General features: G+C 60.1%; 9 protein-coding genes. 7 read left to right on the top strand and 2 right to left on the bottom strand.

Annotated elements, in window-relative coordinates; genetic code table 11:
• Positions 1-29 precede the first annotated feature (29 nt).
• Positions 30-1,190 (top strand): phosphoglycerate kinase, encoded by a 1,161-nt coding sequence (locus QUE75_RS15270; protein WP_106694779.1) that lies wholly within the window; start codon positions 30-32, stop codon positions 1,188-1,190.
• Positions 1,191-1,412: 222 nt separating this feature from the next.
• Positions 1,413-2,477 carry a class II fructose-bisphosphate aldolase gene (gene fba / locus QUE75_RS15265; RefSeq protein ID WP_138435297.1) on the top strand — a complete coding sequence of 355 codons (1,065 nt, stop codon included), beginning with the start codon at positions 1,413-1,415 and terminating at the stop codon, positions 2,475-2,477.
• A 107-nt stretch (positions 2,478-2,584) separates the two neighbouring features.
• Here the strand turns inward: fba and pntB are convergent, their stop codons facing one another.
• Both pntB and QUE75_RS15255 read right to left on the bottom strand, forming a co-directional pair.
• Positions 2,585-3,976 carry a Re/Si-specific NAD(P)(+) transhydrogenase subunit beta gene (pntB, locus tag QUE75_RS15260; RefSeq protein WP_286251438.1) on the bottom strand — a complete coding sequence of 464 codons (1,392 nt, stop codon included), beginning with the start codon at positions 3,974-3,976 and terminating at the stop codon, positions 2,585-2,587.
• A 12-nt stretch (positions 3,977-3,988) separates the two neighbouring features.
• Positions 3,989-5,566 carry a Re/Si-specific NAD(P)(+) transhydrogenase subunit alpha gene (locus tag QUE75_RS15255; protein WP_286251436.1) on the bottom strand — a complete coding sequence of 526 codons (1,578 nt, stop codon included), beginning with the start codon at positions 5,564-5,566 and terminating at the stop codon, positions 3,989-3,991.
• Positions 5,567-5,788: 222 nt separating this feature from the next.
• Here QUE75_RS15255 and QUE75_RS15250 point away from each other — a divergent pair, with 222 nt between their 5' ends.
• From QUE75_RS15250 to QUE75_RS15230, 5 genes are all read left to right on the top strand, one after another.
• Positions 5,789-6,850 carry a zinc-binding metallopeptidase family protein gene (locus QUE75_RS15250; RefSeq protein WP_286251434.1) on the top strand — a complete coding sequence of 354 codons (1,062 nt, stop codon included), beginning with the start codon at positions 5,789-5,791 and terminating at the stop codon, positions 6,848-6,850.
• 14 nt (positions 6,851-6,864) lie between these two features.
• Positions 6,865-8,325, top strand: a complete 1,461-nt coding sequence (locus QUE75_RS15245; protein WP_106694784.1) for a circularly permuted type 2 ATP-grasp protein — start codon at positions 6,865-6,867, stop codon at positions 8,323-8,325.
• A gap of 1 nt (position 8,326) precedes the next feature.
• Positions 8,327-9,265 carry an alpha-E domain-containing protein gene (locus tag QUE75_RS15240; protein WP_286251430.1) on the top strand — a complete coding sequence of 313 codons (939 nt, stop codon included), beginning with the start codon at positions 8,327-8,329 and terminating at the stop codon, positions 9,263-9,265.
• A 35-nt stretch (positions 9,266-9,300) separates the two neighbouring features.
• Positions 9,301-12,618 (top strand): transglutaminase family protein, encoded by a 3,318-nt coding sequence (locus QUE75_RS15235; protein ID WP_286251427.1) that lies wholly within the window; start codon positions 9,301-9,303, stop codon positions 12,616-12,618.
• A gap of 89 nt (positions 12,619-12,707) precedes the next feature.
• Complete coding sequence (locus QUE75_RS15230) at positions 12,708-15,212, top strand: circularly permuted type 2 ATP-grasp protein (RefSeq protein WP_286251425.1); 2,505 nt, start codon at positions 12,708-12,710, stop codon at positions 15,210-15,212.
• Positions 15,213-15,219: the final 7 nt, after the last annotated feature.

Raw genomic sequence — 15,219 nt, 5'->3', positions numbered from 1 at the left:
CTGTGAACCCATAACTACGGAACCTGATTATGGCCATCAAAAAAATGACTGACCTGAACCTCGCCGGCAAGCGGGTTCTGATTCGTGAAGACCTGAACGTACCGGTCAAAAACGGCAAAGTCTCCAGCGACGCCCGCATCCGCGCCTCGCTGCCGACCATCAAAGCCGCTAAAGACGCCGGCGCCAAAGTCATGCTGATGTCCCACCTGGGTCGCCCGGAAGAAGGCGTGTACGACGAGGCCTCTTCCATGAAGCCGGTTGCCGAACACCTGAGCACCCTGTTGGGCCAGGAAGTGCGCCTGATCAAGGATTACCTCAGCGGTGTTGAAGTCGCCGACGGCGAAGTGGTGCTGTTTGAAAACGTTCGCTTCAACAAAGGCGAAAAGAAAGACAACGAAGACCTGGCCAAACAATACGCCGCCCTGTGCGACGTCTACGTGATGGACGCCTTCGGCACCGCCCACCGCGCCCAGGCCTCCACCCACGGTGTAGCGAAGTTTGCCCCAGAAGCCTGCGCCGGCCCCCTGCTGGCGGCAGAACTCGACGCCCTCGGCAAAGCCCTCGACAACCCGGCCAAGCCGGTCGTCGCCATCGTTGGCGGCTCCAAAGTCTCCACCAAACTGGACGTACTCAACGCCCTGGAAAAAGTGTGTGACCAGATCATCGTCGGCGGCGGCATCGCCAACACCTTCCTGGCGGCCGCTGGCCACCCGGTCGGCAAATCCCTGTGCGAACACGACCTGATCGACACCGCCAAAGACATCGCCAGCCGCGTGGAAATCCCGCTGCCGGTAGACGTAGTGGTCGCCAGCGAATTCGCCGAAACCGCTACCGCCACCGTGAAAAACATCTCCGACGTCAGCGACGACGACATGATCCTCGACGTAGGCCCGGAAACCGCCGGCCAGTTCGCCAACCTGCTCAAGAGCGCCAAAACCATCCTGTGGAACGGCCCGGTTGGCGTGTTCGAATTCGACCAGTTCGGCAACGGCACCAAAGCGTTAGCCGAAGCCATCGCCGAAAGCGACGCCTTCTCCCTGGCAGGCGGCGGCGACACCGTCGCGGCCGTTGACAAATACGGCATAGCTGACAAGATCTCCTACATCTCCACCGGCGGCGGCGCGTTCCTGGAGTTCGTGGAAGGCAAAACCCTGCCGGCAGTAGCGGTACTGGAAGAACGCGGAGCGTAATCAACAAAGCGATTCTGAGAGAAACCCGCACAGGGCCAGAATCGCAAGGAGGGTGGGGTAGGCCTTTCGCGGAATTTCGGAGGCCATGGATGGCCGGAGAGAAGCGCACACGGATGTGCTCGTAGCGGTTCCGCGAACGACCTACCCCACCCTCCGAAGCAGACCCCAAAGTCTGAAAACGAACAGAATTCAAACCTCAAAAGTCAACGAAGGAGACAACCCATGGCCCTGATATCGCTGCGGCAACTTCTGGACCACGCCGCCGAGCATGGTTACGGTGTGCCAGCCTTTAACGTAAACAACCTCGAACAAATGCGCGCCATCATGGAAGCCGCCGACAAAACCGACTCCCCGGTAATTGTCCAGGCCTCCGCCGGTGCCCGCAAATACGCCGGCGCCCCCTTCCTGCGCCACTTGATCCTGGCCGCCATCGAAGAATGGCCGCACATCCCGGTGGTTATGCATCAGGACCACGGCACCAGCCCATCCGTCTGCCAGCGCTCCATCCAGCTCGGCTTCAGCTCCGTCATGATGGACGGCTCACTGGGTGAAGACGGCAAAACCCCGACCAGCTACGAGTACAACGTAGACGTTACCCGCCGCACCGTCGAAATGGCCCACGCCTGTGGCGTGTCCGTAGAAGGCGAGCTGGGCTGCCTGGGCTCCCTCGAAACCGGCCAGGCCGGTGAAGAAGACGGCATCGGCGCCGAAGGTACCCTGGACCACGACCAGATGCTGACCGACCCGGAAGAAGCTGCCGACTTCGTCAAGAAGACTCACGTGGATGCCCTGGCCATCGCCATCGGCACCAGCCACGGTGCCTACAAGTTCACCCGCCCGCCCACTGGTGACATTCTGGCCATCGAGCAAATCAAAGCCATCCACAAGCGCATTCCAGATACCCACCTGGTCATGCACGGCTCAAGCTCTGTACCCCAGGAATGGCTGAAGGTGATCAACGAATTCGGTGGTGAGATTCCGGAGACCTACGGTGTGCCGGTGGAAGAAATCGTCGAAGGCATCAAGCACGGCGTACGCAAGGTCAACATCGACACCGACCTGCGCCTCGCCAGCACCGGTGCCGTCCGTCGCTTCATGGCCCAGAACCCGGCTGAATTCGACCCGCGCAAATTCCTCAAGGCCACCATGGTCGCCATGACCGATATCTGCGTAGCCCGCTACGAAGCCTTCGGCTGTGCCGGACAGGCCAGCAAGATCAAGCCGCTGAACCTCGAGCAGATGTTCGAGCGGTATGAGGCTGGCGAGCTGGACCCTAAGGTTAAGTAAGCTGCACAAGAAAGCCCCCGCGAGTCGGGGGCTTTTTTCTGGGGTTGGTGAATACCACCCGATGATGATGGTTCAGGTTGTGCCAATTCAGCCCCGCAAGCCTTCCTCTAGCCCCGCAGACCACTGACCAGCTTGTCGATGCTTTCCTTGGCATCGCCAAACAACATACGGGCGTTGTCCTTGAAGAACAGCGGGTTCTCCACCCCGGAATAACCAGTGGCCATGCCCCGCTTGAGAATAACCACCTGGTGGGCTTTCCAGACCTCCAGCACCGGCATGCCGGCGATCGGGCTGCCCGGGTCTTCGGCGGCGGCCGGGTTCACCGTGTCGTTGGCGCCGATCACCAACACCACGTCGGTATCCGGGAAGTCGTCGTTGATCTCGTCCATCTCCAATACGATGTCATAGGGTACGTGGGCTTCCGCCAGTAGCACGTTCATATGTCCGGGCAGGCGGCCCGCCACCGGGTGGATGCCGAAGCGCACGTTCACGCCCCGGTCCCGAAGGATCTTGGTCATTTCGCTGACGCCATTCTGGGCCTGGGCCACCGCCATGCCATAACCGGGCACGATGATCACCGACTGGGCGTTGCGCAGCTCCTCACAGACATCATCCACGCTGGATTCGTGCACCGTCTGGTCGCCATTCGCAGCTGCCGAACTGCTGCTGGTCTGGCCGAATCCGCCAAGGATCACGCTGATGAAAGACCGGTTCATGGCCTTGCACATGATGTAGCTGAGAATGGCACCGCTGCTGCCGACCAGAGCACCCACGACAATCAGCAGATCATTGCCCAGCATGAACCCGATGGAAGCGGCGGCCCACCCGGAATAACTGTTGAGCATGGACACCACCACCGGCATGTCGGCGCCGCCAATGGCCATGATCAGGTGAATGCCCAGGACCGAGGCAATGATGGCCATCAGTATCAGGGCGCCGATGCCCAGGGCCATGCTCTCGGTGCCCAGGAACCAGGCCCCGAGGAACACGCAGACAATGATCGCTGCCAGATTCATCAGGTGCCGGCCCGGAAGGGTCAGCGCCTTACTGTCGATTCGGCCGTCCAGCTTGCCGCAGGCCACCAGTGAGCCAGTGAAGGTGATGGCACCGATGAAAATGCCCACATATATCTCCACCAGCTTGATGGTGTGCTCGGTACCGGAGGTGGCAATCAACGGCTCGATGTAGCCTGAAAAGCCCACCAGCACCGCAGCCAAACCCACAAAGCTGTGGAGCAGGGCTACCAGCTGCGGCATCTGGGTCATTTCCACCTTGTTGGCGATGGGAATGCCGATGCCGACACCAAGCAACACGGCAATGACGATGGCGGTGATGCCTCCGTCCACGCTGGCCAGGGTCGCCCCCACCGCGATGATGATGCCGGCTACGCCGTAAAGATTACCTCGCCGTGCCGATTCCTGGTGGCTGAGACCACCCAGGCTGAGAATGAAACAGATACTTGCGACCACGTAGGCCACGCTCACCAGTCCTGTGCTCATATCGGGCGTCTCCTACTTGCGGAACATTTTGAGCATGCGATGGGTGACCCGGAAGCCACCGCCCACGTTGATGCTGGCAATCAGCACCGCGACAAACGCCATGATGCCCACGGCAATATTTTCCGCCTGGGCCAGATGCAGAATGGCGCCGATTACGATGATGCCGCTGATGGCATTGGTGACGCTCATCAAGGGTGTATGCAGGGAAGGCGTAACGTTCCAGATCACCTGCCAGCCAATGAAGCAGGCCAGCACGAATACGGTGAAGTGTTGCAGGAAGCTCTCTGGCGCGTGGGCGCCGACTCCGTAGAGTGCCAGTGCCGTGACCACGAACAACACGCCCTTGCCGATCTGGCTGCGGCGGTCGGCCTTTTTCTTGGCGGCGGCTTTTGCTTCGGCTGAGGGCTCCTCGGTGCCCGGTGCCGGTTTGGGGCTGACCGGCGATTCCGGTTTTGGCGGTGGCCAGGTGATGTCGTCCTCGTGCACTACCGTAAGGCCACGGATGACTTCGTCTTCCATGTTCACCACTGGCTGGCCGTCCTTTTCCGGTGTCAGCTCGGTGAGCAGATGCACCAGGTTGGTGGCATACAGGTCACTGGCCACCTTGGCCATCCGGCTTGGCAGATCGGTGTAGCCGATCAGGGTGACGCCATGGTGATGGGCTACCTTGCCGGGTTCGGTAAGCTCGCAGTTGCCGCCCCGCTCGGAGGCCAGATCCACGATCACGCTGCCGGGTTTCATGGATTTCACCATGTCGGCGGTGATCAGCTTCGGTGCCGGTTTGCCGGGAATCAGGGCGGTGGTAATGATGATATCCACCTCTTCCGCCTGCTCCGCAAACAGCGCCATCTCCGCCTTGATGAATTCGTCGCTCATCTGCTTGGCGTAGCCGCCGCTGCCGCTGCCATCCTCGTTTTCAAAATCCAGCACCAGGAACTCGGCCCCCATACTCTCGACCTGTTCCTTCACCTCCAGTCGGGTATCGAAAGCCCGAACGATCGCGCCCATGCTGTTAGCGGCGCCGATCGCTGCGAGGCCCGCCACCCCGGCACCGATCACCATAATTTTCGCCGGTGGCACCTTGCCAGCAGCCGTTACCTGCCCGGTAAAGAAACGTCCGAAGTGATTCGCCGCCTCAATCACTGCCCGATAGCCTGCGATGTTTGCCATGGCGCTGAGGGCGTCCATCTTCTGGGCGCGACTGATGCGGGGCAGGCTGTCGATGGCGAAAGACGTGATCTTTCTGGCGGCCAGCTTTTCCAGGAGCTCCGGGTTTTGCGCCGGCCATAGGTAGCTGACCAGAAACGCCCCTTCTTTCATCAAGTCTGCTTCGTGCTTGCCCAGCGCCGGGTTCTCCATGGGCGCCCGGACTTTCAGGATAAAATCGGACTCCTTCCACAACATGGTTGTGTCAGCGGCGATGGCAGCGCCCACTTTCTCGTAGGCGGCATCGGAGTAGTTCGCTGCCTCCCCGGCGCCACCTTCAACGATCACGTCGTAACCCAGGCCGATCAGTTTGTGAACCGAGGGTGGCGTAGCGGCCACCCGCCGCTCGTCCTCAAAGATTTCCTTTGGGATACCGATTTTCATTATTGGTTTGCCTCCGGATTTCCCGATCAATCAGATGTCTGGATACCTACATACTAGTGCAGGTTGTCAGATTCGCTCGCCTGGCTACTCCCAAACAAGGGCTCGGGCTTTCCTGATGATCCGGTGCGCGTTCGTACCTATTTGAGGATTCTTTGCATTTTGGCCTGGATGGCCAATACTTGAAGGCATGGTCTTGCCGATGGTGGCCAAGGATGCCTTCCAATGAAGCTGTTCCATTGTGGCCGGTGCGCCAACCTGCTTTATTTTGAAAACAGTCGTTGTACCAACTGCGGGGCGGACCTGGGCTTTGCTCCGGATGTCATGGATTTGCTGGCTATCGAGCCAGAAGGTAATGCCACCTGGGCGAGTGTCGCCAGTGGTGACCTCTATCGGCTGTGTGACAACTATCAGAATCAGCAAGCCTGCAATTGGCTGATCCCCAAAACCGATCCCCACACCTTCTGCGTCGCCTGCCGCCTGAATCGCACCATTCCCAATCTTAGTATCCCGAAAAACCACGATCTCTGGCTGCGTCTGGAAAAGGAGAAGCGACGCCTGGTGTATTCGGTGCTGCGGCTCAAGCTGCCTTGCGCCCCCCGCAATGAAGAACAGTTTGGACTGGCCTTCGATTTTCTGGCCGACCAGCCGGCGATGTTTGATGAGCGCTCCAAGGTAGCAACCGGCCATGCTAATGGTGTCATCACCATAAACATTGCCGAGGCGGACCCGGTGGAACGGGAACGGATGCGTAACCAAATGGCTGAGCCCTATCGCACTGTTCTGGGGCACTTCCGCCACGAGTCCGGTCACTACTACTGGGATCTGCTGGTTCGTAACAGTCCCTGGCTGGATAAAGTCAGGGCGCTTTTTGGTGACGATACCAGAGACTACCCGCAAGCCCTGGATCAGCATTACCAGTACGGCCCGCCAAGTGACTGGCAAAACCGGTACATCAGCGCCTATGCCAGCAGCCATGCCTGGGAAGACTGGGCGGAGACCTGGGCACACTACCTGCATATGGTGGATACACTGGAAACCGCCTGGCAGTTCGGGATGCGGGTGAACGCTCGCCAGAGCCCTATGGTGAGCAGCGAACCGGGCCCAGCGTTTGATCCTTACCAGGCCGATGATTTCGATGCGCTGATCAAGCACTGGTTGCCCCTGACGCTTGCGCTCAACAGCCTGAACCGAAGCATGGGGCATGAAGACGCCTACCCCTTTGTGCTTCCTCCTCCGGTGGTGGAAAAGCTTCGCCTGGTACACCGAATAGTTCACGGTGGTTAATGAAAGGACATCAAATGAAGAAGAACAAATCGATTGACTGGAAAAACTACGACCCAAACGACTTCTATGATGAGCTGATCGCCGCCAAAGGGAAGCCCAGGCGCGCAGCCACGGCGATTACCGACTACCTGGGCAATCTTGACTCCGAGGAGATTCAGGCGCGCCAGCAGGCTGCCGAACTGGCGATTCTGGAGACGGGGATCAGCTTTACCATCTACAGTGAGGGCGAAAATATCGACCGGGCCTGGCCTTTTGACATCATTCCCCGGGTGATCTCGCTCCGCGAGTGGGAAACCATCGAGCAGGGACTGGCGCAGCGCCTGACGGCCCTCAACATGTTCATCAACGACATCTACAACGACCAGAACATCGTCAAGGACAAGGTGATCCCCAAGTATGTGTTCGCCAACTCCAAGAACTTCCGCGAGCAGTGCCGGGGGTTTACGCCGCCATTGGGGGTCTGGGCACACATCTGCGGATCGGACCTGGTGCGTGATAAGGACGGCAAGGTGTATGTCCTTGAGGATAACCTGCGGGTTCCCTCGGGTGTTTCCTACATGCTGGAGAACCGGCAGCTGACCAAGCGGGTGTTCCCGGAGCTGTTCGACAACACCAGCATCCTGCCGGTGGATGACTACACCAACCAGCTGTTCGACATGCTGGCATCGATTTCGCCGAGGCCCCAGGACCATCCGAAAATTGCGGTGCTCACGCCGGGCATTTTCAACTCCGCCTATTTCGAACACTCCTTCCTGGCCCAGCGTATGGGCGCAGAACTGGTGGAAGGGGCTGATCTGGTGGTTGGTGAGGATGACTGTGTCTACATGCGCACGGTCGAGGGCCTGGAACGTGTGGATGTGATCTATCGCCGCATTGATGACGATTTCCTGGACCCGGAGGAGTTCCGGGCGGATTCCACTCTGGGCGTGCCGGGCCTGATGCGGGCCTGGCGCAATGGCAAGGTTGGCCTGGCCAATGCACCCGGTGCCGGCGTGGCCGACGACAAGGTCATCTACGCGTTCGTCCCTGACATGATCCGCTACTACCTGGATGAGGAGCCGATCATCCCGAACGTGCCCACCTATATGTGTGTGAACAAGCAGGACCAGGAGTATGTCCTCGAACACCTCGACGAGTTAGTGGTGAAACCGGCGAACGAATCCGGGGGCTACGGGATGCTGGTTGGGCCCCATTCCACCAAGAAGCAGCGCACCGAGTTTGCCCGGCTGATCAAGAAGAACCCGCGCAACTACATCGCCCAGCCCACTTTGAGCCTGTCGGTGGCGCCGACCCTTTGCGACGAGGGCCTGGCGCCAAGGCATCTGGATCTGAGGCCCTTCGTGCTGCAGGGCGTACGAACCTACGTAACCGCTGGAGGGCTTACACGAGTGGCGATGCGCAAAGGCTCCCTGGTGGTGAACTCTTCCCAGGGCGGTGGAAGCAAGGATACCTGGATCGTGGACGAGGAGAACTGATGTGCTGTCACGTGTAGCGGAACGACTGTACTGGATGGCCAGATACCTTGAGCGGGCCGAGAACAACGCCCGGATGATCATGGCCTTCAATTCCCTGGCGCTGGATATGCCGAGAGAAACCCAACTGTCCTGGAAGAGTCTGGTAGCGGTTACCGGAATGGAAGCCCTGTTCGATCAGCACCACCAGAAGGCCGATGAGCGCAATTGTGTGAAGTTCCTGATGGCCGATGGTTACAACCCGAGTTCCATAGCCTCCTGCATCAAAGCGGCCCGGGAGAATGTTCGCACGACTCGGGACCAGATTCCGACCGATGCCTGGGAGGTGATCAACGAGCTTTACCGGTACATTCTGGAACACATAGACCAGGGGGTTGGCAAGCGCGCGCGATACGAGTTCCTGAACGAAATCGTGGGGCGCTGCCAGATGCTCAATGGCTTGCTTGCCGGCTGTATGAGTCACGACGAGGGGTATGACTTCATCCGGGTCGGGCGCAACCTGGAGCGGGCTGACATGGCCACCCGGCAGATTGAAGTGGGTGCCCTGCAGTTCCTGGATGGCTGGGATGGCACCGAAACCTACGGCGGGCTGCTGTGGACCAGCGTGCTGCGTTATCAGAGTGCCTTCCAGATGTACCGTCACAATGTTCGACGCAAGGTTAGCGGACCCCAGGTCATTCGCTTTCTGCTGCAGAACGAGCCGTTTCCGCGATCGGTGCTGCACAGCCTCAACGAGGTGGCCAGTGCCCTCGGTCGTTTGCCAAGGAACGAGATTCCGTTACGCACGGCATTACAGGCGGTACGTCACACCCGGGAAGGAGACGTGGATGCGCTTATTCGTAAGGATGAGGGGATCCTGTTCCTGGAAAACTTGCAGTTGGAGATCGGTGAGCTTCACGAAGACATTGCAGAGACCTGGTTTCCTGTCTACGAGACAGCCTGAAACTCCCAAACATATTCGCCTGCGAGATAGGTTTCATGTCGATTCACGTTGCCCTGAGTCATACCACGCACTATCGCTACGAGCGCCCGGTTACCCTGGGGCCTCAGATCGTTCGCTTGCGACCGTGTCCGCATGCGAGAACCCGCATTCTCAGCTACTCGCTGAAGGTTGAGCCGGAAGGTCACTTCTTGAACTGGCAGCAAGATCCGCAGGCCAATTATCTGGCCCGTCTGGTATTTCCTGAGAAAACCGATGAACTGAAGATCACGGTAGACCTGGTTGCCGAGATGGCCGTGATCAACCCGTTTGATTTCTTTCTGGAACCCCGGGCGGAGACCATTCCTTTCGACTACGAGGAATGGCAGACGGCAGAGCTGGCACCATACTTACAGAAACTGCCGGAGACACCGGACTTCCGTAAGTGGATGGCCACCATAGACCGCAAGGAAACCCCCAGTGTCGATTTTCTGGTGGGTGTGAACCAGCGTGTTTCTGATCGGATCGATTACCTGATCCGGATGGAGCCGGGTGTCCAGACGCCGGAGGAAACCCTGAAAAAAGGTTCTGGATCCTGTCGGGATTCCACCTGGCTGCTGGTTCAGACACTCCGGCACCTGGGGCTTGCGGCGCGGTTCGTGTCCGGTTACCTGATTCAGCTCAAGGCGGATCAGAAAGCACTGGACGGCCCCTCCGGGGCCGAGGAAGACTTCACCGACCTGCATGCCTGGTGCGAGGTCTACCTGCCCGGCGCGGGTTGGGTGGGGCTGGACCCTACCTCCGGCTTGTTTGCCGGGGAAGGGCATATTCCCCTGGCTTGCAGCCCCGATCCGTCCTCCGCCGCGCCCATTACTGGCATGGTGGAGGATTGTGAGGTTGAGTTCGAGCACCAGATGAGCGTCCAGCGCATTTGGGAAGCGCCGCGGGTAACCAAACCCTACACCGAGGACCAGTGGCAGCGCATTGTTGGGCTAGGTCATGATGTCGACAAGCGCCTTACTGAGCTCGATGTGCGCCTGACCCAGGGCGGCGAACCCACCTTTGTGGCGAATCATGACCGGGACGAGCCGGAGTGGAACACCGAGGCCATGGGCCCCACCAAGCGCAAAAAAGCCATCGAACTCTACCACCGGATGCGGGACCGCTATGGTGCTGGCGGGCTGGTACACTTCGGCCAAGGCAAGTGGTACCCGGGCGAACCGCTGCCCAGATGGTCCCTGAATTGTTTCTGGCGCAAGGATGGAGAACAGATCTGGCAGGATGAACGTTGGCTGGCGGACGAACGCACCAACAGCGGCGCCACCGCAGAAGCGGCCGAGCGCTTTATACAGAGCCTGACCCAGGAGCTGGGCCTGGATGCCGAACAGGTGTTCCCGGCTTTTGAGGATGCCTTCTATTATCTCTGGCGCGAGCGGCGCCTGCCGGTCAACGTCGATCCCTTCGACTCCCGTCTGGAAAACGCACTGGAGCGGAAACAGCTCCAGCAGATTTTCAGTCGCGGCCTGGATAAGCCGGTGGGCTACGTGTTGCCCCTGCGGGTCTCCGAAAAGGAACAGACGTGGGAGACGGGCCCCTGGTTCCTGCGCAGTGAGCGCTGTTACCTGGTGCCGGGCGGCTCCCCAATGGGCCACCGTTTGCCGCTGGACAGCCAGCCTTGGGTGGCGGAGGCGGATTACCCCTGGATCCACCCTCAGGATCCGTTCGCGCCCCGGGGCCCGTTGGCAAAAAACGAGGAGATCCGCCAGTGGAACAGCCGCGGACAGCGTGTAGAGCCAGGGTCGGAGCAGGAGGCCATTGAACAGAAGGCGCCTGAGCAAGGGAAGTCCTCCCCGGAGGTGGTCCGCACTGCCCTGTGCGTGGAGCCCCGGGAGGGCATACTGCGGGTTTTCATGCCGCCGCTGGCTGAGCTCGAGCCCTACCTGGCGCTGGTGGCGGCCATCGAGAAAACCGCCGCCGGGCTGGAGCAGCCGGTGTTGCTGGAAGGCTACGAGCCGCCCTCGGACCCACGACTGAACCACTTCCGGATTACCCCGGACCCTGGTGTAATCGAGGTCAATGTGCAGCCGGTGACCACTTGGGATGAACTGGTCGAGCAGACCGAGACGCTTTACGCAGACGCCTACGAGTGCCGTCTGACTTCCGAGAAATTCATGATGGACGGCCGTCATACCGGCACCGGCGGCGGCAACCATTTTGTGCTGGGGTCGCAGAAGGCCGAGGATTCCCCGTTCCTGCGGCGTCCGGATCTGCTGCGCAGCCTGATCAGCTACTGGCATAACCATCCCAGTCTGTCTTACCTGTTCTCCGGCCTCTTTATAGGGCCCAGTTCCCAGGCCCCCAGGATTGACGAGGCCCGTAACGACCATGTGTTCGAGATGGAGCTGGCTTTCAGGGAGATGGAGCGGCTGTGTCCGGTCAGCAAAAAGGTCGCTCCGTGGGTGGTAGACCGCCTGCTCCGAGACCTGCTCACGGATGTGACCGGCAATACCCATCGGGCCGAGTTCTGTATCGACAAGCTGTATTCGCCGGATGGCCCTGGCGGGCGCCATGGCCTTCTGGAACTGCGGGCCTTCGAGATGCCACCCCACGCCCGCATGAGCCTGACCCAGCAGCTGCTGTTGCGGGCGCTGGTGGCCCGATTCTGGGAGCAACCCTATAAACCAAGTGGGCTGGTGCGCTGGGGCACCGAGCTCCACGACCGGTTCCTGTTGCCGCACTATGTCTGGCAGGACTTCGAAGATGTAATCGACGATATGAAGGCGCAGGGGTACCCGCTGGAGAGTGACTGGTTCGCGCCACATTTCGAGTTCCGGTTCCCGCGAATCGGCGACTACAAGGTTAAAGGGATCACCCTTGAGCTGCGCTCGGCTTTGGAGCCCTGGCACGTGACCGGGGAGCACGGGGCAATTGGCGGCACGGCCCGCTACGTGGACTCTTCCTTGGAGCGATTGCAGGTAAAAGTACGTGGTGCGGCCCCGGATCGTTACCAGATAACCTGCAATGAGGTGCCGCTGCCGCTTCAGCCAACCGGTATGGTGGGTGAATCCGTTGCCGGGGTGCGCTACAGGGCCTGGCAGCCGTCGTTGTGCATGCACCCGACCATTGGTGTGGACGGGCCGCTGGTGTTCGACATCGTAGACACCTGGAACGAACGAAGTCTGGGTGGGTGTGAATACCACGTGACCCACCCTGGTGGCCGCAATTTCGAGACTCTGCCGGTGAATTCGTTCGAGGCTGAAGGTCGCCGTATGGCGCGCTTCTTCCGAATGGGGCACAGCTCCGGCAAGCAACCCCTGCGGCCGGTTCAGGAGCACCGGGAATTCCCATTTACCCTGGATCTGCGATATCACCAATAAGATGCCTGGACGCGTAGTTTGAGGCTGGCTCCGGAGCGTATAAAGCGGCTATGCTTCCAGCTCACTGACAAACGGAGCCTGAATTCAAGGTGGCGAAACAGCGCGCAGTAGCGGACATCCTCCGCCAGTACCATCCGGTACCGGATCGGTTTGATGAACTTGGTTCCATGGGTTCCGGGCCGCAGGCTCATTGGTGGCCATTGTTACAGCAGCTGAACCTGGAGTCAGTCGACAGTCTCAACATCCGGGCTCAGGCGGTTTCCAATGCCATTGCCGAAGATGGCGTAACCTATAACGTCTACGAAGATCCCCGTGGCGATACCAGGCCCTGGGAAGTGGATCTGCTGCCACTGGTCCTGGGCGCCGATGAGTGGCAATGGCTGTCGAAAGCTGTGGCCCAGCGTGCTGAGCTCCTGGACAGCGTTCTGGCCGACCTTTACGGCGAGCAATCGCTGCTGAAGGAAGGCCTCTTGCCGCCGGCCCTGGTCTATGGTCAGGCCGGTTTCCAGTGGCCCTGTCAGGGCATTCAACCCGCCGGAGGTCGTTTCCTGCATTTATACGCCGTGGATCTGGCCCGGGCGCCGGACGGCGGCTGGTGGGTGATGGCGGACCGAACCCAGGCGCCTTCGGGTGCGGGCTACGCCCTGCAGAACCGCCTGGTGATTTCCCGCGCTTTCCCGGCGCCCTTCCACAACCTGCCGGTGACCAACCTTTCGGAATTCTTCCAGGGTTTCCAGAACAGCCTGGTGGGTATGTCGCCAGCCGGAACCGAGACGCCGCTATGCGTCCTGTTGACCCCTGGCCGTTTCAACGAAACCTATTTCGAGCATGTGTTTCTGGCCCGTTACCTGGGCTTGCCCCTGGTTGAAGGCCAGGACCTGACCGTGCGTGATGACACGGTGTACCTCAAGACCCTTCAGGGTCTGCGGCGGGTGCATGCCATTTACCGCCGGCTGGACGATGGCTTCTGTGACCCACTGGAGCTTCGCGCCGATTCGGTGCTCGGTATTCCAGGGCTGCTGGGAGCGGTGCGGGCAGGCAAGGTGTTGATGGCGAATGCGTTGGGCTCCGGTGTGTTGGAAAGTGCCGCGCTGTTTGGTTTCCTGCCGGAGATCTCGAAGAAACTGCTGGGTGCGTCGTTGGAGATGCCATCGGTGGCGTCTTGGTGGTGTGGTGAGAAACCTGCTCTGGATTATGTGATCGAACACCTGGACGAACTGGTGATCAAGCCCGCTTTTGCAAGTATGCGAATGGAGCCGGTGTTCGGCTATCAGGTGAAGGGCGCGGAGCGGGATGCACTGATCAAGAAGATGCATGCCCATCCCCATGCCTTTGTGGGGCAGGAGCTGGTCCACCTTTCACAGGCGCCGGTCTGGAAGGGCGACCAGGACCAGCCGCTCGCCACCCGCTCTATTGGTCTCAGGTTATTTGCCGCCGCCACGCCCTCCGGCTGGCGGGTCATGCCTGGTGGGCTGACCCGGGTGGCCATGGACGAGGGTGTGGAAGTCATCTCCATGCAAAGGGGGGGGCTGTCTAAGGATACCTGGGTGGAAGCACGCTTCACGGGGCCCTCCAAATCACTGATCAAAAAACGGTTGCAGGTGTCTGACCTGCTGGACGGCGAGCGGGACACGCCCTCGCGGGTTGGTGAAAACCTGTTCTGGATGGGCCGCCATTCGGAGCGGGCAGAGGGTACCGCCCGGTTATTGCGGGCGGCGTTCAACAGGCTGTCGGGCCACGACCAGGCCAGTGAGGAAGCGCTGCTCGGGCTGCAACAGGCAGCCGAACAGTTCGGGACGCTGCCGGAACCCGAGGAGGACGCGGTGCCGGAGCCGCTGCCCGACCTGTTGCTCAGAGCGGTCAGTGATGCCAAGTCTCCGGGCTCCATTGCGTCTATTCATCAGGCACTGTTGTTCAACGCCAGCCAGGTGCGGGACAGGCTGTCTTCGGACAACTGGCACACGCTCAATCGGGTAGGCAAGCCATTGAGCCCAGCGCCAACCACCCCGGACCAGTCGATCCGGGCGTTGAATCTGGTGTTGTTGGACTGCATCTCCCTGGCCGGCTTTGCCATGGACGACATCACCCGCGATTGCAGCTGGGTGTTCCTGGTGATTGGCCGGCGCCTGGAGCGGCTGGCCAACCTCTGTACGCTCATCTGCGTGCCGTTGTTCAGCGACCGGTTCAGCCGCAACGCAATGCTCGAATGGCTGCTGGAAGTGGCTAACTCGGAAGTGACCTATCGGACCCGGTATCGACGGACACCGGAGCTCCTGGGCGTGCTTCATACCCTCGTGATCGACGGGAGTAACCCCCATTCCATCATGTTCCAGCTTCGCCAGTTGCAGAAGGATCTGCCGGAGATGGGGCGGAAAACCGGGCAACTATTTCCTCCAGATCTGAACGAATCGCTGCAGCGGCTTCAGGCGTTGGATTTACATCCTTTCGAGCGCAAGCGCCCGGACAAAGCTTGCGATAGCCTGGCAGAGCTATTGTGTGACATCCGGTCTGAGGCCTATCGTGTATCGGATGAGATCCAGCGGCAGTATTTCATTCACACCCGGTATTCCGACCAGCGTGTGAAACCGGATTGAGGCGTTC

This window comes from Marinobacter shengliensis (assembly GCF_030297115.1).
Classification (GTDB): Bacteria; Pseudomonadota; Gammaproteobacteria; order Pseudomonadales; family Oleiphilaceae; genus Marinobacter; species Marinobacter shengliensis.
The sequence above is the reverse complement of the archived record's forward strand: the minus strand, read 5'-3'. Positions and strand labels throughout refer to the sequence as shown.